This is a genomic window from Exiguobacterium sp. s161, from assembly GCF_018619045.1.
GTDB classification, from domain to species: Bacteria; Bacillota; Bacilli; order Exiguobacteriales; family Exiguobacteriaceae; genus Exiguobacterium_A; species Exiguobacterium_A indicum.
In genome coordinates this window covers 173,600-191,116 of sequence record NZ_JACSNH010000005.1, presented here as the reverse complement: position 1 = coordinate 191,116, position 17,517 = coordinate 173,600, and the positions used below count along the sequence as shown (strand labels likewise).

Below are 17,517 nucleotides of genomic sequence, written 5' to 3'. Positions count from 1 at the left end.
GGAAACATGTTAGAAACAGTTACGTTCTCAGGAAAGATGAAGCAATTCATGAAAATTTTCTTTCCCATCCTCGTAACGCAAGTCGCGTTTTACTTAATTAGTTTTTTCGATACGGTCATGGCCGGTCGATATGGTTCTGCTGATTTAGCAGGAGTCGGTGTTGGAGCAAGTCTCTGGGCACCCGTCTACACAGGACTGACCGGTATTCTACTTGCCGTCGCACCGCTCGTTTCCCAAGCGATGGGAGCAAAACGCGAGCGGGAAGTCAAACGGATCGTCATGCAGGCGTTGTACGTTGCTGTCGTGATCATTGGTTTGACTGTCGTCATCGGACTGATTGCTGTCAATCCGATTCTCGAACGGATGGAGTTATCAGCAGAGGCGCGTGAAGTCGCGCGAAATTACCTCGTGATGTTAGCACTCGGAATCGTACCGATGTTCGTTTTCTTCGTGTTACGAACACTCGTCGATTCATTAGGCAAATCAAATATCACGATGGTCTTACTACTAATCTCTTTACCCATTAACGTCCTTTTCAATTATCTATTCATCTTCGGAAGCTTCGGTTTTCCGGAACTTGGTGGAGTGGGCGCGGGAGTTGCGACTGCCATCACGTACTGGATTCTTTGTCTAGCGATCATCGCTGTCGTCTTTAAAGGAGAGTTATTTCAACGCCTTGGGATTCTGCGGCGCTTTTACCGTCCAGACATGAAGCGAATCAAGGAATTGATTCTACTCGGTGCCCCGATTGGTCTTGCGATTTTTTCTGAAGTCAGTATTTTCTCGGCGGTCACGTTGCTGCTCGGAGCGTACGGCGATGTCATCATCGGTGCCTATCAAGCAGCCATCAACTTCGCTTCGTTCGTCTATATGATCCCATTATCTGCTGCGTCCGCTTTGACGATCACAGTCGGTTTTGAGGTCGGTGCCAAACGAATCAAGGACGCTGTCCAGTACGTCGTCATTGGATTGACGATGTGTGTTGCCGTCTCCTTGTTCTCCGGGATCTTGTTGTATTTAAAGAATGAAGAACTTGCCGCTTTATATAGTCGTGATCCTCAAGTCATCGAAGCAGCCGCACACTTCATGATTTTAGCGATTTTCTTTCAACTGTCGGATGCCGTTGCTGCACCGACGCAAGGTGCATTACGTGGATTCAAGGATGTCAACGTCACCTTCTTGTTGACGATTGCTGCCTACTGGGTCATTGGACTACCATTAGGTTTTTATCTCGAACGCTATACGACGCTCGGACCAGATGGTTACTGGTGGGGATTGATCATCGGTCTTGCGGTCGGAGCAACGCTACTACTTGTTCGTCTTATGCATTTAATCCGTAAATCAAGGAGGCTGGCAGCTTGAAATTCTCAAAACAACGCATCATGACGATTGCGAAGATCATCTTGCCGATCGTCTTGATTGGATTCATTTTTTATCAAGGACAAAACGAATTGCGTAGTTTGTCGCTACAGGAATCGATTCAAGCGATTCGTCAAGTCCCATCTTGGCAATTCATCCTGTTGATTCTCGCAGGTCTTGCGGCAGTCTCGACGATGTTCTTTTATGACTTCTTCTTATTACGTTCATTGGAGGCGAAAGCACCGATCGGACTAATTTTCCGAGCATCCTGGATTGCGAACTCCTTTAACGGGATCATCGGATTCGGTGGTCTCGCTGGGATGGCGATTCGATCCGCTCTTTATCGACCATTTGTTGAAGGCGGTCGTTTGTTGAAGGCGATCGGCTGGATGGCACCGACGTTGATCAGTGGATTGTCCATCTTATCTGCCTTATCGCTTCTGCACGTTTTTCCAGCGTTCGAAGTGCTCGATTTAAAAAAATGGTTGTGGCCCGTCATCATTGGTGTCGCATTCTTCTTTCCACTCTATTTGCTGTTCTCGTTTCGACGAGGCAATAGCAGCATCCATCCGAAATCGATTGCGTTATATTCACTCGTCTCACTCGCAGAATGGTTCAGTGCTGGCGTTGTCGTCTATCTGATCCTCGCGGCGCTCGGAACGGATGTCAGTTTCTCAAAAGTCATCGGTGTTTTCATTATCGCTGCGACAGCCGGTTTGATCTCGATGGTACCGGGTGGGTTTGGTTCGTTTGACTTAGTGTTTTTGATCGGCATGCAGCGCGCGGGTGTCGAGGAAGGCATCGTCTTGACCGGATTATTGATCTATCGTCTTGTCTACTACTTGATTCCGTTCCTGATCGGTGTCATTTTCTCAGCTCGGGAGTTCAGCGGTCCGGTCGTCAAGATGATCGAAGACAAACCGATCGTTGGTCCATCGATGGAGGTCGGGGGTGTCATTTGGCGCTTACAACTGCGATTCCTCAGTAAAATTCGTCATTTCACACTCGCGTTGATCACACTCTTTGCCGGAATCACGATCTGGGGACTGGCGATTTTACCACCTGTCTCGACGCAGTATGAATATTTGGAATCGAAATTACCGCATGAAGCGCTGTTACTCGCGAATAGTTTCTTCTTGATGGGCGGCTTATTGTTCGTCCTCTTATCGACAGCACTGTATCGTCGAACAAAACGGTCGTTATATATGATGTACGGGGCATCTTTTTTCGCATTGATTGGAATGGCACTTCGTGGTTTTAACTTGATTTCCTTCCTTGCCGTCATCATCGTTCTCGTCTTGCTACTGATGTCGCGAAAAGCATTTCACCGAGAACGAACGCTCATTACGACGACACGCTTCATCCGGGTTGCCTTCGCTGGTCTATTGTACATTGGAGGATTCGTCTTTTTTGGATACGCCTTCTATACACTCGGATCAGCAGATGGAACAAAAGTGTATCCGGCACACGAAATTTTCATGTTTGCAGCGAGTGCCTCTATCTTTGCGCTCGTGTATGTTCTCGTCTTCATCCGCTTATTCAACACATTCAATCAACCGGTTCTCGGTGAGCGATTCGATGCTGAAAAGATCGAATCGGTATTGCGTGAGCAGGGTGGGAATTATTTGAGCCATCTCGCGTTTCTAGGTGATAAACGTTTCTTCTTCTCCGAAACAGGACGTTCATTCATCCAGTTCAGTCAGACCGGTAATCGGATCATGGTCCTTGGCGACCCCAGTGGAGATCCGAAGGAACATTCACAAGTCATCGCGTCTTTCTTACGTCGCGTCGAAGATCTTGGATATATTCCGAACATCTATCAAATTCAAGCGCAAAATATGTCTCTCTATCATGATTTTGGCTTCAACTTCTTCAAACTCGGGGAAGAAGCGATCGTTGATATCCCATCTTTCACTGTATCAGGGAAAAAACGAGCTGGACTTCGATCGATTAAAAATCGCTTTGAACGAGAGGGCATGACGTTCGAAGTAGTCGAGCCACCTATTTCAGGAACACTATTAGCAGAACTACAAGAGGTCTCCGACGAATGGTTAGGAGGGAAGTCCGAGAAAGGTTTCTCGCTCGGTTACTTCCACGAACCTTATTTAAACCGGGCACCGATTGGCATCATGCGTGAAGCGGAAGGACGATTGATCGGGTTCATGACATTCATGCCTGCTTACCAAGAAGGGGTCCTATCGATTGACTTGATGCGTTTTCGACCAGATGGACCGAATGGAATCATGGATGCGATGTTCATCCGACTATTCGAGTATGCGAAAGATGAAGGCTACCACACGTTCAACATGGGAATGGCTCCGCTTTCGTCTGTCGGAGAAGACGAGACGTCCTTCTGGCAAGAACGTGTGGCAGCGGATGTCTTCAATAATATTCGCTACATGTATAGTTTCACCGGTCTACGACGATACAAAGAAAAGTATGATCCAAAATGGGAAGGACGATATCTGGCTTACCGAAAGCGTCAATCGTTACCGATGGCAATCTTAAAAGCAACGCGTCTGATTTCTCGAAAGAAAGACCGGATTTTATTACCATGATCGACTGACGCATGAAGTCGGCAATCGACGGGTATACAAAGGGCGACCCTATATCTACGGATATGCGGGATCGTCCTTTTATAATTTTGTTTAAATGTACAAAGGTCTATACAACTAGAATTAATCGCGTTATACTAGATACGGAAGCAAGTCATGGAACGGATAGAGAAAGGAAGATGCCAGATGACAGTGATCATCAATTCTCGGATTTACACGGGAGAGCAGACGATTGAAGACGGCTTCATTCGTTTTGACCGAACAATCGAGGCGATTGGCCCCATGTCGAAATTCGAGGAAATCGCAGGAGAAGAGATGATCGATGCGCAGCATCAATCACTCATTCCGGGAATGATCGATGTGCATATTCATGGGGGATATGATGTCGATGTCATGGATGGAGATGTCGAGAGGTTGCGTCATTTCAGCCGACAGATGTTACAAGAAGGTGTGACATCATTTTTAGCGACGACGATTACTCAGGACTGGGGAAATATCACACGCGCGCTTGAGACGGTCCGAGAAGTCGTAGCGCAAGACGATACAACGATCGTCGGCGTTCATCTTGAAGGACCATTCATCAATCCGGATTATGCGGGTGCACAGCCTCACGAACATATCGTCGAACCGGATGTCGAGCAGTTCTTGAAATGGCAAAAAGCAGCAGGGAACACGATCAAGCTCGTCACATACGCTCCGGAACGCCCGGGAGCACGGGCGTTCGAAGAAGCGGTGCGCTTGACGGGTGCGATTCCGTCAGCCGGACATACAGACGCGACGTATGCCCAAAACCAAGCCGGTCACGTCACGCATGGTACCCACCTCTACAATCAAATGCGGGCACTTCATCACCGGGAACCGGGCACGGTCGGATATTGCCTCCTGACACCAGACGTCTATGCGGAGATCATTCCGGATGGGATTCACAGTGCGCCAGAAATGGTCGACTTCGCCTACCGAATGAAAGGCGCAGATCGACTGATCGTCATCACGGATGCGATGCGTGCAAAAGGATTAGCTGATGGTGAATATGAGTTAGGTGGTCAGGCTGTATTCGTTCGAGACGGTGCGGCACGTCTTGAAAACGGAAGCTTAGCTGGAAGTGTCTTAACGATGGACGCCGCCTTACGGAATATCATCGCCTATACAGGCTGTTCGCTCGAAGAAGCGGTCCGCATGACATCGGTCAATGCGGCAAAAGAACTTCAATTGACTCAAAAGGGAAGCCTCTCGGTCGGCAAGGATGCGGACATCGTCCTGCTCGACGAAGCGCTACACATTCAAGAAACGATTCATCGTGGTACGCGACACCGGATCACGAACGGAAAGGAGTCTACCTCATGAAATGGATGATCGTAGAAAAAGGAGAAGAATTAGCACAGGTGGCCTATCAATTTTTGAAACAGGAAATTGAGCGTCACCCAGAAGGTTTGACGGTAGGACTGGCAACGGGAAGTTCACCGGTCGGCGTCTATGAAGAATGGCGGAAGGATTCGCTCGATTGTCGACATGTGACGACGGTTAATCTAGACGAATATGTCGGTCTCAGCCCAGAGCATCCACAAAGTTATCATACGTTCATGCAAGAGCATCTATTCAAAGATGTCGCGTTTAAGGAATCATTCGTTCCAATCGGGGACACAGAAGATCCCGTGCGCGAAAGTGAACGATATGAAGCGCTCGTCCGCAATCGAGGAATCGACATTCAATTACTTGGAATCGGAGCGAATGGACACATCGCCTTCAATGAACCAGGTACACCGTTCGATGCTAAGACACACGTAACGGAATTGACAGAGTCGACACGAGAAGCGAACCAACGATTCTTTGATCGATTAGAAGAAGTACCGACGAAGGCGATCACGATGGGAATCGGTACGATCATGGAAGCGAAGAAAATCCTTCTCGTTGCTTCTAGTGAACGAAAGGCAGAAGCGGTTCGCGACATGATGGAAGGTGTCGCAACAACGGATTGTCCAGCGACTGTACTCAAGCGTCATGCTGATGTCATGGTGATTTTGGACGAAGAAGCTGCATCTTTATTGTCAGATGACGCTAAACGTACAGGACGAGCGGCTTATCTGAATTTCATGAAAGTATGACGATGGAAGAGCGATGAATCAAAAGGGATAGAGACAATCATTGGATTGACTCTATTCCTTTTTTTTATTCTGTTGAGCCTAGTCTCAAGCGATTTTTTATTTTGATAGAAAGGCATCAACAGGACATATACCAAGATCATTCAATCTCATGATACAGCGCACTAAGGGTCCATTATTTTTTCAGTGCAACGATTCCATACGATTTCTTTAATCGAAACGTAAATTGACATTTCATTAAATGTACGGATAATGGAGATTAGCGAACTTTACGGAAAATTTACATGAAAATGAGGGTTTACATGATGGAAACGCGATCCGCACGAAAGAGACAACCAAGTGCTGGCAAGATGTTCTTAAAGGTCATCGCTGCACTCGTCCTGCTTGTCACAATCATCGGTTCTGGATATGCTGGAGCTGTTTTTATTAAAACGCAAGAAACATTGGCAAAGACGCAGATTAAGATTCCTGGCTCAAAGGTGAGCTCTAAATATGATGATGTTCCGTCTGAATCGTTCTTGATTCTTGGAACGGATGAAACGAAAAAAAGTAAAGAACGAAATGAACCGGCGCGATCAGATGTCATGATCGTCGGAATCTTAAATAAAAAAACGGAACAATTAGTGTTGACGAGTATTCCACGTGATTCACTCGTGAACATCGATTATTCGAAATACGATGTACCTTATGGTAAGACAGGTGTTGAGCAAGATAAAATCACCCATGCCCATTACTTCGGTTCGATGGATCAATCGAATTCCTATAATGGGATTAAATTAGCACGTGAAACGACAGAAAACCTACTCGGTATTCAAATCAATCACGTTGTTAAAGTTAATTTCCAAGGATTTGTTCAATTGATCGATGCATTGGACGGCGTAGACATCGATGTACGATATGCGTTCAAAGAGCAAGATTCAAAACGTAAAGCCGGTACTGTCACTGTTGATAAAGGGATGCAACATTTAACAGGAGAGCAAGCACTTGCTTACGTCCGGAACCGTCATGATGATCCGCTCGGTGATATCGGACGCGGTCAAAAACAGATGCAAGTCATTCAGGCGGTCGCCAAAGAAGCGGCAAGTTTCCGTTCCCTCAGTGCATACCGTGATATTTTGGATGCTGTCGGTGATAACGTCGAAACGAACTTAGGTCCGAACGATTATACACGCTTAGCAGATTTCACAGCAGCGCTACGTAATACGACGGAGTACCAACTCGCTGGAGAAGGCTACATCGGTATTAGCGGGAAATGGGAATACCATCTCGATCCGAATCAATTGGAGCAAGTGAAAAGTAATTTAGCGAAAGCGATGCAAGGTCAAGAAGTCGAACCGATCAAGGAAGAGACAGACCCGGCACAAAGTACGACAGAAGAGTCAATTCCCAATACAGAAACTCAACAATAAGCGTTGGAAAATCCCCTTGTATCGTCACTGTACGACGATACAAGGGGATTTTTAGCGTTGGCGTTCCATTTCGACGGTGAAGGTATAGCGGTCGCCGCGGTAAGCGGAGATGACGTATTCAAACGGTTGCTCCGTCGCGAGATACGTCAGTTGCTCGACGGATAAGACAGGCGAAGCGGTCGATAGACCAAGATGACCCGCCTCTTCCTTTGTTGCAAGACGTGATTCGAACGTTTGACTCGCACGTCCAAGATTTAATCCGCTCGCTTCTGCAAATGCATAGAGCGATGCGGTCGCGACGTCTTGATCGAGTCCAGGTAAGAGCTGTTCCGGGATATAGACGGTCTCAAGGGCAAGCGCTTGCTCATCTGCGATTCGTAAACGTTTCAATTCATACACGGATGCCCCTTCGCGAATCCGGAGCTTGTTTGCGATCGTCATCGACGCGTCGATGATTTGATAGGAGAGAAGCGCACTCGTCGGTTCTAGTCCAAGATGTTCCATCTCTTCCGAGAAACTCGTCAAGCCAGACAGTTGCATGACGATTTTTTTATTCGCGACGAATGTTCCTCGTCCTTTTTGACGAATCAAGTAACCGGCGTTGACCAAGTTTGAAATGGCTTGCCGGACCGTCATTCGGCTAATTTGATGCGCTTCCGCAAATTCGCGCTCGGACGGAATTAGATCGCCAGGTTGAAGAACACCGCTTTCGATTTGTTGTTTTAAGGCAGCTTCGATTTGATAGTAGATGGGGAGTGGTGAATTTTTATTGATATGCTGAATCACGGCATTTCGTCCCTTCGCGATCGGTAGTCTTTCGTCTAGTGTACTAGGAAAAAGGCAAGCCGACAAACGATTCTGGATGAAATATGGCATAATACAGAGTGAAACTGACAGAGAAAGGTGGTCGAGGCATGCGCCCCGAACAAATAGAATCCGATGTCCGAACCTTTCAGACATCCATTCGCGCAACAAAACAAGTAGACGGCTATTGGGTTGCTTTAGAGAAAAGTTACTTCTATCCGGAGAGCGGTGGACAGCCGGCGGACCGTGGAACATTGAACGATCAACCGGTCCTTGACGTCCAAATCGAAGACGGTGTCGTCTGGCACCAACTGGCGACGCCGCTCACAGGTGACGTCACCGGGATCGTAGATGACGCAGTCCGGATTGATCATGCGGCGCAGCATACGGCACAACATGTCATCTCTGCAATCCTACAAGATGAATCAAATATCAAGACACTTAGTTTTCGGACGGGAAGTGAGGTCTCGACGCTTGATATCGAGACACCTGAATGGACAACTCTGCAACAAGAACAGCTGGATCGACGATTACGCCAGGTGATTGAACAAGGATTACCGATCACAGCGACCGAGTATGACGAGGCGGAAGCGCTACGCTTACCATTACGAAAAACACCACAAGTCGAAGGACGAATTCGCGTCGTTCAAATCGGTACACTCGATTATAGTGCCTGTGGTGGAACGCATCTCGATTCGACGGCACAGCTCGAGTCGATTCTCTTTACTGGAGTCGAACGAATTCGTGGAAATATTCGTCTTTCTTATGTCGCAAAGGAACGGGCATATCAACTCCTACAGGCAGAACGACGAGCTTTACGGGAAGCAGCGCAAGCCTTGTCGGTCAAACCGGTTCAAATGCTAGAAGCCGTCCAAGCGTTACAAGAAGAGCAGAAACGCTTAACGAAACAGGTCGAACACGCCCAGGAACAACTCGCGACGTTCACACTCGCTCATGCTTTAGAACAACAAGAAGGCATTCTTGTGTTTGAACATCTGGATGAAGAAATCAAAATATCCGAGCAACTTGCTAAAGCGATTCAAGAAGCGGGACGCGTCGGCGTCGTCTGGAATGCGACGACGAACAAGCTACTGATGAGTAGTCCGGGTGAACCCCATCTCGGGAAGTTCGCTAAATCACATGTTCAAGCATTCAATGGGCGAGGCGGAGGAAGTGCGCTTCAGGCACAGGCACAATTTACGAATCGGGATGATGCGATGGCATATGTCAATCGATTACGGGAGGAATATCAGTCATGACAGTCATTCAAGTACGTACAGCAGAACAACATCAAGCCGTCCGGATGATCCGGGAGCGTGTCTTCGTCGAGGAACAAGGCGTACCACGCCATCTTGAATATGATACACATGATGAAACAGCGATTCATCTGCTTGTCCTCGATGAGCAGAGTCGACCGGTCGCAACGGGGCGTACCCGTCCATATGACGACCAACGGATGAAGGTAGAGCGTGTCGCGACGCTAGCGACAGCGCGAGGAAAAGGATACGGTGGCGAGTTGATGCAGGCGATGGAACGAGTCGCACGTCGCGAAGGGAAGCAATTGCTAACACTCGGCGCACAAGTCCAAGCGATTCCGTTTTATCAAGGACTCGGTTATACGATCGTCTCCGATGAATTCGATGATGCGGGCATCCCACACCGGACGATGGAGAAAAAAATGTAAGTCATTTTGAAAGAAATCCTGCAAAAAGGGTTTCTTTTTTTTGTTTTCTATGTATATATATATAATTCATAATGAATTTTTATACAGGCAGATGAATTTAAAACCAGGAGGGAATTATACATGTCGAAACAAAAATTGATCTTAGCTTACTCTGGGGGACTTGATACATCGGTAGCCATCAAGTGGTTGAGCAAGGACTATGACGTCATTGCCTTATGCATGGATGTCGGAGAAGGAAAAGATTTATCCATCATTAAAGAAAAAGCACTCCTCGTCGGTGCGATCGAATCGATCGTCCTCGATGTTAAAGAAGAATTCGCACAAGGCTTCGTTTTACCGGCACTTCAATATGGCGCGCATTACGAAAATGCCTATCCGTTGATTTCAGCGCTTTCGCGTCCGTTGATCGCAGAAAAGCTTGTCGAAGTCGCGCATCAGCACGGTGCGACGGCAGTCGCTCACGGATGTACCGGAAAAGGGAACGACCAAGTCCGGTTCGAAGTTTCAGTCGCAGCACTTGATCCATCACTCGAAGTCATCGCACCGGTCCGGGAATGGAAATGGTCACGGGAAGAAGAAATCGCCTATGCGAAAGAAAACAACGTGCCGATTCCGATCAACCTCGACAGCCCATACTCAATCGACATGAACCTTTGGGGACGGAGTAACGAATGTGGCGTCCTAGAAAACCCTTGGACAGAGCCACCGCAAGACGCTTATGCGTTGACAGTAGCGCCAGAAGACGCTCCGGATCAGGCAGAAGAAGTCATCATTGGCTTTGAAGCAGGTGTTCCGGTCTCGATCAACGGAACGACGTATCCACTGGCGAAACTGATCACGGAACTGAACATCATCGCTGGTGCACATGGGGTCGGACGGATCGACCACGTCGAGAACCGTCTCGTCGGTATCAAATCGCGGGAAGTCTATGAGTGCCCAGGCGCAACGGTGTTACTCAAAGCGCACGCTGCACTCGAGACGATTACATTGACGAAGGACGTCGCGCATTTCAAACCACTACTCAGCAAACAATACGCAGAAACGATCTATAACGGTCTCTTCCATGCACCATTGACGAAAGGCTTGAAAGCATTCCTGACGGCGACACAACAGGACGTCACAGGAGAAGTTCGCGTTAAACTGTTCAAAGGAAACGCAACCGTGACAGGTCGTCAGTCCGCTGTCTCACTCTACGATGAGAAACTTGCGACGTATACGAAAGAAGACGCGTTCGATCATGAAGCAGCAAAAGGCTTCATCAAATTACACGGACTTGCCGTTTCGACGCATGCGAGCGTACATCGTCAGGCGGGTGTAACGAAATGACCAAACTCTGGGGTGGACGTTTTACGGAAAGTGCTTCCGCTCAAGCGGAAGCCTTCGGAGCATCGATCACGTTCGATCAAAAATTAGCGAGCGTCGATTTAAAAGGCAGTCTCGCACACGCGCAGATGCTATTTGAACAAGGGATCCTCGCTCAAGACGAGTGGACACAAATCGAGCAAGGACTGAAGCAACTGGAAACGACGTTAGCGGATCATGTGTATACGCTAGCAGATGAAGACATTCACATGAATCTCGAGCGTCTATTGACGGAACAGATTGGTCCGGTTGCAGGAAAACTGCATACGGCACGGAGCCGAAACGATCAGGTCGCAACGGATTTACATCTATGGATGGAACAACATGTTGAAGCGTTGACGACGGCATTACGCGAGCTCCAATCGGTCATCACGGAACAAGCGGAGCAACATATCGAGACGGTCATGCCAGGGTATACGCATTTGCAACGGGCACAACCGATCTCGCTTGCGCATCATTTGCTCGCTTATTTCTGGATGTTCGAACGTGATGTCGAACGGTTGACGGATAATCAAAAGCGGATCCGGAAATCACCGCTCGGGGCAGGCGCGCTCGCGGGGACGACATTCCCAATCGATCGTTTTCGTTCTGCCGAGTTGCTCGGTTTTGAGTCAATCTATCCGAACAGTCTCGACGCTGTCTCCGACCGCGATTTCGTCATCGAATACCTCGGGATCGCCTCGACCGTCATGATGCATCTCTCGCGTTTTTGTGAAGAAATCATCATCTGGGCATCGCAAGAATTTGGCTTCATCGAGTTGTCTGATGCTTTCTCGACAGGGTCGAGCATGATGCCACAGAAGAAAAATCCTGATTTCGCTGAATTGATTCGTGGGAAAACGGGGCGCGTCTACGGCAATCTGATGGGCTTCTTGACGACGATGAAGGCATTACCACTCGCTTACAACAAAGACATGCAAGAGGATAAGGAAGGGGTCTTCGATACAGCAGATACCGTTCTCCAATCCGTTCAAATCTTCACCGGAATGATTGAATCTGCGACGTTTAAGACCGAAGCGCTCAAGAAGGCGACAATGCAAGACTTCTCGAATGCAACGGAACTCGCCGACTACCTTGTAACGAAAGGCATACCGTTCCGGGAAGCGCATGAAATCGTCGGCAAAGCCGTCCTTTACTGTGTGCAGAACGGTTGTTTCCTGAAGGATTTGAACCTCGAGACGTATCAAACGTTCCATCCTGATATCACGGAAGACGTCTATCCGCTCCTCGATCCGGTTCAAGCAGTAGCACGCCGGACTAGCTACGGCGGGACAGGGTTTGCTGCCGTGTCGGAGCAACTCGAACTCGCGAAACAGCATCTTGCGAATTGACGAATTTTGAAAAAAAACAGTCAAATGACTGGATTTAACAAAAGATGTCTGCTATAACTGTAACTAACAACCGACAGATAGAGGCGCGGATGACATGAGTAGCATCATTCTTGAAGGCAAGCATGCCGAATGATGTGAAAGGGGAAGTCCGCCGAAGTGAACGAGAAGATGCTTCTTCTCATTTGCTGGTACAACGGTTAAGATCCGTTGTACTGCCGAAACCGATGTTTCGGAGCGCTATCTTACGTAAAAGAACGAATGACTTTGTCTTCGTTTGTCCGATCGTGATAACGACGGGCCGTAGGAACGCTCCTACCGGCCCGTCGTTTTTTTCTGTATCGGGACAAAGGAGATAGGATTGTGACAACTGTACTTAAATTTGGTGGAAGCTCGGTTGCGACTGTCGAACAGATTCAGTCTATTGCGAATTATTTGAAGAGTCGCGCAGCCGAAGGTGAAAAACTTGTCGTCGTCGTTTCAGCGATGGGCAAGATGACAGATTCTTTGATTGCTCAGGCGCAAGCCATCACAGATCGCCCCGAGCGCCGAGAACTCGATCGTCTGCTTGCCATCGGAGAAGAACAGACGATTTCATTACTCAGCATCGCCCTCAACTCACTCGGCGTCAAAGCGTTATCGCAAACAGGCGCTCAAGCGGGAATCAGTACGATGGGATTGCATACGAAAAGTAAGATCAAACAGATTGATGGAAATCTATTACGACAAAAACTCGAAACATACGATGTCGTCATCGTCGCTGGATTCCAAGGTGTCAACGAACTCGGTGATGTCACGACGCTCGGACGTGGTGGATCGGATACAACGGCTGTTGCCCTTGCGGCAGTCCTTGATAAACGGTGTGAAATCTACACGGATGTCGACGGTGTCTATACGGCTGATCCACGAATCCATGCTGCTGCTCAACCGATTCCGCACATCTCATATGATGAGATGATGGAGATGAGCGCCCTCGGGTCGAAGGTCATGGAAATGCGGAGTGTCGAACTAGGAAAAAAATACGGCGTACACATCTTCGTCGGGAAAACACTTGAATCGAAAAGGGGAACATGGATCATGGAAGCGACGGAAACAATGGAACAAAAAGCGGTGACGAGTGTCAGTGTGACGAAGAACGTCTTGACGGTATCAATCAAACACGTACCGCAAACGAATGCAGCAGTAGCCGATATCTTCGAACTGTTATCCAATCGCCACGTCAACATCGACATGATCAGTCAAACGACGTTCGACAGTGACATTTTCTTATCGTTCTCATGTCCACTCGATGAGGAAGAGTTCCTCGATGAAGCATTGAAAGACATCATGGATCGCTTCACGACAGTCAAGGTCGATCGCCATAATCAACACGCAAAATTATCTGTCGTCGGAATCGGGATGCGGGATGCAACAGGTGTCGCTTCGAAGTTGTTCGCAATCTTCCGAGCGGAGAACATCCCGTTCTATCAAGTTACGACTTCAGAAATCAGCATCTCGTACACGATTGCACAAGCAGACATTGAACGGACGGTTGCAGCGATTGCAAACGCGTTCGAGTTATAAGGAGGAAAACAGGATGTATCATGTAGCCGTCATTGGAGCAACCGGCGCCGTCGGTCAAAAAATGTTACAAGTCCTAGCAGAACTGGACTTCCCGGTCAGCCACCTGTCCGCTTACGCTTCTGCTCGTTCAGCAGGGAACACGGTACAGTTCAAGGGAGAAGATATTACGATCCAAGCGCTGACGCCAAATATCACGGAAGACGGGATCGATGTCGCGTTGTTCGCAGCAGGCGGAACGATCAGTGAGCAATATGCCCCGTTACTAGCTGAAAACGGAACACTCGTCGTTGATAATTCAAGTGCTTTCCGGATGCAGGAGACGATTCCGCTCGTCGTGCCAGAAGTCAATCCGCAAGCGATTCAAGCGACGGACCGCTTGATCGCAAATCCGAACTGTTCGACGATTCAATCCGTCGTCGCTTTAGCACCGCTCCAGTCACTGGGATTCGAACGGATCAACTATACGACGTATCAGGCCGTATCTGGTTCTGGTCAAAAAGGAATCGAGGATCTGGCACGTGGAGCACGCGGAGAAGAGCCCGTCAATTATCCGCATCCGATTCACGATAACATCTTGCCGCATATCGATGTATTCCTTGAGAACGGCTATACGAAAGAAGAGCAGAAGATGATTGATGAAACACGGAAAATCTTCAATCTTCCAGCATTACCTGTCAGTGCGACATGTGTCCGGGTTCCAGTCACGAATTCTCACTCGGTTGCAATCAACGTCACGTTTACACAACCGACGACGGTTGCAGCGATCCGTGAAGCACTTGAAAACGCACCGGGCGTCGTCCTCATCGATGATGTCGCGAATACGCGTTATCCGATGCCACTTGACGCGAGTGGGACGGACGATGTCTATGTCGGACGAATTCGACAAGATGATAGTCTCGCAAACACGTTCCATCTCTGGTGTGTAGCCGACAACATTCGAAAAGGTGCCGCCTCGAATGCCGTACAAGTCGCACGCCAAGCCATCGAACAGTCGATTCATTCATAAAAAAGGAGGAGTTCTTCATGTTCAAAGGAGCAGGTACAGCGCTCGTCACACCATTTAATGAAGCAGGCGAGTTGGATCTACACGTATTCGAACGCTTGATCGAGCAACAACTCGCAGCAGGAATTCAGGCGCTTGTCGTCGGAGGAACGACAGGAGAAGGATCGACACTGACGAACACGGAATTCGAACAACTACTGACGACTGCCGTTCAAATCACGGCAGGACGAGTACCAGTCATTGCCGGAACGGGTTCGAACAACACGGCAGCAACAATCGAGAAGACGTTACTCGCAGAGCGCCTCGGTGCGGACGCAGCGATGCTCGTCACACCGTACTACAATAAAACATCGCAAGCCGGTCTCGTCGCACATTTCACGGCGGTCGCTGATGCAACCGAATTACCAATCATGCTGTACAACGTTCCGTCGCGGACAGGCGTTGCGATCGCAGTCGAAACAGCAGTGAGGTTAGCACGTCATCCACGCATCCAAGCGTTTAAGGAAGCGAGTGGAGATGTCAGCTTCATGGGTGAACTGATGGCGGCGATTCCGGAAGACTTCGCGGTCTTCTGTGGAAATGATGATCAAATTCTGCCGTACATGGCATGGGGCGCACAAGGCGTCATCTCAGTTCTCTCTAACCCGTACCCAGCAGAGACACAAGCACTTGCTGAAGCATTACTAGCGCAAGATCTCGTCACGGCGCGCCAGATTCAGGCAGACTTGTTACCGGTCATCGGTGCCTTGTTCAGTGACGTCAATCCGATTCCAGTCAAAGCATCGCTTGAAGAACTCGGCTTTGCTGTCGGTGCGCCACGCTTGCCGCTCGTCCGTCAATCGGAAGCGGGGCACGCCCACTTACTCGAAACGATGCGGGCTTACAAAGGGGTGGTTCGATGAAACTCGCGTTACACGGTTATGGGGCGACAGGACAATACGTCGTCGAACTCGCACCACAAAGTGTCGTAGCGATCGTTGACCGGACGAAGTCATCCGATACGATCGCTTCATATGCCGAGCTAACGGAGATGTCAGAAACGGTCGATGCGATCATCGACTTCTCGCATCCGAGTTTGCTACCGGATCTGCTCGCATATGGGCTGGCGACAAAAACACCACTCATCATCGCGACGACTGGTTTTTCGGAGGCGGAACTGGCATCGATCAAGGACGCCGCAAAAGAAATTCCAATTTTCCAGTCGTACAACATGTCGTACGGCATCGCGATGGTGCAGCAACTGCTGAAGACACTTGTGCCACTAGCAGGAGCGTATGACATCGAATTGCTCGAGAAACATCATAACCAAAAAGTCGATGCGCCAAGCGGAACGGCTGAGTTGTTATTGCAAACGATTCAGACGGCACGTGACGTCACACCGATATATGACCGGTCACAGACGCGGCAAAAGCGGGAGACGAACGAGATCGGGATGCACGCGATGCGCGGTGGAACGATTTTCGGAGAACACGAAGTCTTATTCGCAGGTGTCGACGAATTGATTGAAATCAAACATACAGCGCTATCGAAAAAAGTATTTGCTTCTGGTGCGATCAAAGCAGCTGAGGCACTCATTCAAAAAACAGCGGGACTCTATACATTAGAGACGCTCTACACACAGGAGGATTCACATGTTACTCACTGATGCTTACGAAATTGCTAAATTCATTAAAGATGCTAAAAAACAAACACCGGTAAAACTTTACGTCAACGGCGATTTGGCGGGCTTGACGATCGAAGGCGCTACAGCATTCGGATCAGATGAATCAAAGATTTTCTTCGCGGATGCAGGACTTGTGGCTACTTTCTTAGAAAAGTATTCAGATCGCATCACGGATGTTCACGTGGAGTATGACCGTCGCAACAGTGCGGTACCAATGCTTGATACACGTCACTTGAATGCGCGCATCGAACCAGGTTCATGGATTCGTGATCATGTCGTCATCGGTGACAACGCAGTCGTCATGATGGGTGCGATCATCAATATCGGTGCATCAATCGGAGATGGTACAATGATTGATATGAACGCTGTCGTCGGTGCACGTGGGACGATCGGGAAAAACGTTCATGTCGGCGCAGGTGCCGTGGTCGCGGGTGTCCTCGAACCACCTTCAAAAACACCTGTCATCATTGAAGACGGTGTCTTGATTGGTGCAAATGCAGTCATTCTTGAAGGCGTCAAAGTCGGCAAAGATGCCGTCGTCGCTGCTGGTAGTGTCGTCACAGAAGACGTACCTGCTGGAAGCGTCGTTGCTGGAACACCTGCACGTGTCATCAAACAGAAAGATGCGAAAACAGAAGAGAAGACGCAATTGGTGGATGATTTACGTTCACTCTGATTGACGTCGAAG

General features: G+C 48.7%; 15 protein-coding genes and 1 riboswitch. Of the genes, 14 read left to right on the top strand and 1 reads right to left on the bottom strand.

The genetic code is table 11. The annotated features are described in order from the left end of the window. Positions 1–6: 6 nt before the first annotated feature. The 5 genes from KNQ14_RS13490 to KNQ14_RS13470 all read left to right on the top strand — a co-directional run bounded on the left by KNQ14_RS13490 (position 7) and on the right by KNQ14_RS13470 (position 7,422). Entirely contained in the window at positions 7–1,362 is a 1,356-nt protein-coding gene (locus tag KNQ14_RS13490) for an MATE family efflux transporter (protein ID WP_058265717.1), read from the top strand. Next, positions 1,359–3,917 (top strand): bifunctional lysylphosphatidylglycerol flippase/synthetase MprF, encoded by a 2,559-nt coding sequence (mprF, locus tag KNQ14_RS13485; RefSeq protein WP_214861318.1) that lies wholly within the window; start codon positions 1,359–1,361, stop codon positions 3,915–3,917. Before KNQ14_RS13490 ends, mprF begins: the two co-directional genes overlap by 4 nt. A gap of 183 nt (positions 3,918–4,100) precedes the next feature. Beyond that, positions 4,101–5,258, top strand: coding sequence for an N-acetylglucosamine-6-phosphate deacetylase (gene nagA / locus KNQ14_RS13480; RefSeq protein ID WP_214861316.1), 1,158 nt, complete (start codon positions 4,101–4,103; stop codon positions 5,256–5,258). Next, positions 5,255–6,016: a glucosamine-6-phosphate deaminase gene (gene nagB / locus KNQ14_RS13475; protein WP_050679000.1), complete on the top strand. Its 762-nt coding sequence runs from the start codon at positions 5,255–5,257 to the stop codon at positions 6,014–6,016. The genes nagA and nagB overlap by 4 nt, the downstream gene beginning before the upstream one ends. 299 nt (positions 6,017–6,315) lie before the next feature. Beyond that, on the top strand, positions 6,316–7,422 hold the full coding sequence (locus tag KNQ14_RS13470) for an LCP family protein (protein WP_251138407.1): 1,107 nt from the start codon (positions 6,316–6,318) through the stop codon (positions 7,420–7,422). A 51-nt stretch (positions 7,423–7,473) separates the two neighbouring features. Here the strand turns inward: KNQ14_RS13470 and phnF are convergent, their stop codons facing one another. Continuing rightward, positions 7,474–8,208, bottom strand: a complete 735-nt coding sequence (phnF, locus tag KNQ14_RS13465; protein WP_023467107.1) for a phosphonate metabolism transcriptional regulator PhnF — start codon at positions 8,206–8,208, stop codon at positions 7,474–7,476. A 128-nt stretch (positions 8,209–8,336) separates the two neighbouring features. Between phnF and KNQ14_RS13460 the strand changes: the two genes are divergently transcribed. The 9 genes from KNQ14_RS13460 (at position 8,337) to dapD (ending at position 17,505) form a co-directional block, all read left to right on the top strand. Continuing rightward, the gene (locus tag KNQ14_RS13460) at positions 8,337–9,485 is read left to right on the top strand and encodes an alanyl-tRNA editing protein (protein ID WP_214861314.1); all 1,149 of its coding nucleotides are present in this window, start codon (positions 8,337–8,339) and stop codon (positions 9,483–9,485) included. Further along, positions 9,482–9,910, top strand: a complete 429-nt coding sequence (locus KNQ14_RS13455) for a GNAT family N-acetyltransferase (RefSeq protein ID WP_023467111.1) — start codon at positions 9,482–9,484, stop codon at positions 9,908–9,910. The genes KNQ14_RS13460 and KNQ14_RS13455 overlap by 4 nt, the downstream gene beginning before the upstream one ends. Positions 9,911–10,030: 120 nt before the next feature. Beyond that, positions 10,031–11,236 carry an argininosuccinate synthase gene (locus KNQ14_RS13450; RefSeq protein WP_214749758.1) on the top strand — a complete coding sequence of 402 codons (1,206 nt, stop codon included), beginning with the start codon at positions 10,031–10,033 and terminating at the stop codon, positions 11,234–11,236. Beyond that, positions 11,233–12,603: an argininosuccinate lyase gene (gene argH / locus KNQ14_RS13445; protein WP_047395002.1), complete on the top strand. Its 1,371-nt coding sequence runs from the start codon at positions 11,233–11,235 to the stop codon at positions 12,601–12,603. Before KNQ14_RS13450 ends, argH begins: the two co-directional genes overlap by 4 nt. A gap of 70 nt (positions 12,604–12,673) precedes the next feature. After that, a riboswitch (Lysine riboswitch) is annotated at positions 12,674–12,851 on the top strand. A 112-nt stretch (positions 12,852–12,963) separates the two neighbouring features. Then, positions 12,964–14,163, top strand: a complete 1,200-nt coding sequence (locus KNQ14_RS13440; RefSeq protein WP_023467116.1) for an aspartate kinase — start codon at positions 12,964–12,966, stop codon at positions 14,161–14,163. 13 nt (positions 14,164–14,176) lie between these two features. Further along, positions 14,177–15,169, top strand: coding sequence for an aspartate-semialdehyde dehydrogenase (locus tag KNQ14_RS13435; protein WP_214861312.1), 993 nt, complete (start codon positions 14,177–14,179; stop codon positions 15,167–15,169). Between the two features lie 17 nt (positions 15,170–15,186). Next, positions 15,187–16,068, top strand: a complete 882-nt coding sequence (gene dapA / locus KNQ14_RS13430) for a 4-hydroxy-tetrahydrodipicolinate synthase (protein ID WP_214861310.1) — start codon at positions 15,187–15,189, stop codon at positions 16,066–16,068. After that, positions 16,065–16,811, top strand: a complete 747-nt coding sequence (gene dapB, locus KNQ14_RS13425; RefSeq protein ID WP_214861308.1) for a 4-hydroxy-tetrahydrodipicolinate reductase — start codon at positions 16,065–16,067, stop codon at positions 16,809–16,811. The genes dapA and dapB overlap by 4 nt, the downstream gene beginning before the upstream one ends. Further along, on the top strand, positions 16,798–17,505 hold the full coding sequence (dapD, locus tag KNQ14_RS13420; protein ID WP_075642976.1) for a 2,3,4,5-tetrahydropyridine-2,6-dicarboxylate N-acetyltransferase: 708 nt from the start codon (positions 16,798–16,800) through the stop codon (positions 17,503–17,505). The genes dapB and dapD overlap by 14 nt, the downstream gene beginning before the upstream one ends. The last annotated feature ends 12 nt before the right edge of the window (positions 17,506–17,517 follow it).

Bases quoted from the DNA above. Each gene is read 5' to 3' on its own strand.
- KNQ14_RS13490 (WP_058265717.1), top strand. From the start codon at position 7: ATGTTAGAAACAGTTACGTTCTCAGGAAAGATGAAGCAATTCATGAAA.
- argH (WP_047395002.1), top strand. From the start codon at position 11,233: ATGACCAAACTCTGGGGTGGACGTTTTACGGAAAGTGCTTCCGCTCAA.
- KNQ14_RS13460 (WP_214861314.1), top strand. From the start codon at position 8,337: ATGCGCCCCGAACAAATAGAATCCGATGTCCGAACCTTTCAGACATCC.
- KNQ14_RS13470 (WP_251138407.1), top strand. From the start codon at position 6,316: ATGATGGAAACGCGATCCGCACGAAAGAGACAACCAAGTGCTGGCAAG.
- dapA (WP_214861310.1), top strand. From the start codon at position 15,187: ATGTTCAAAGGAGCAGGTACAGCGCTCGTCACACCATTTAATGAAGCA.
- KNQ14_RS13450 (WP_214749758.1), top strand. From the start codon at position 10,031: ATGTCGAAACAAAAATTGATCTTAGCTTACTCTGGGGGACTTGATACA.
- KNQ14_RS13435 (WP_214861312.1), top strand. From the start codon at position 14,177: ATGTATCATGTAGCCGTCATTGGAGCAACCGGCGCCGTCGGTCAAAAA.
- KNQ14_RS13455 (WP_023467111.1), top strand. From the start codon at position 9,482: ATGACAGTCATTCAAGTACGTACAGCAGAACAACATCAAGCCGTCCGG.
- nagA (WP_214861316.1), top strand. From the start codon at position 4,101: ATGACAGTGATCATCAATTCTCGGATTTACACGGGAGAGCAGACGATT.
- nagB (WP_050679000.1), top strand. From the start codon at position 5,255: ATGAAATGGATGATCGTAGAAAAAGGAGAAGAATTAGCACAGGTGGCC.
- dapB (WP_214861308.1), top strand. From the start codon at position 16,065: ATGAAACTCGCGTTACACGGTTATGGGGCGACAGGACAATACGTCGTC.
- dapD (WP_075642976.1), top strand. From the start codon at position 16,798: ATGTTACTCACTGATGCTTACGAAATTGCTAAATTCATTAAAGATGCT.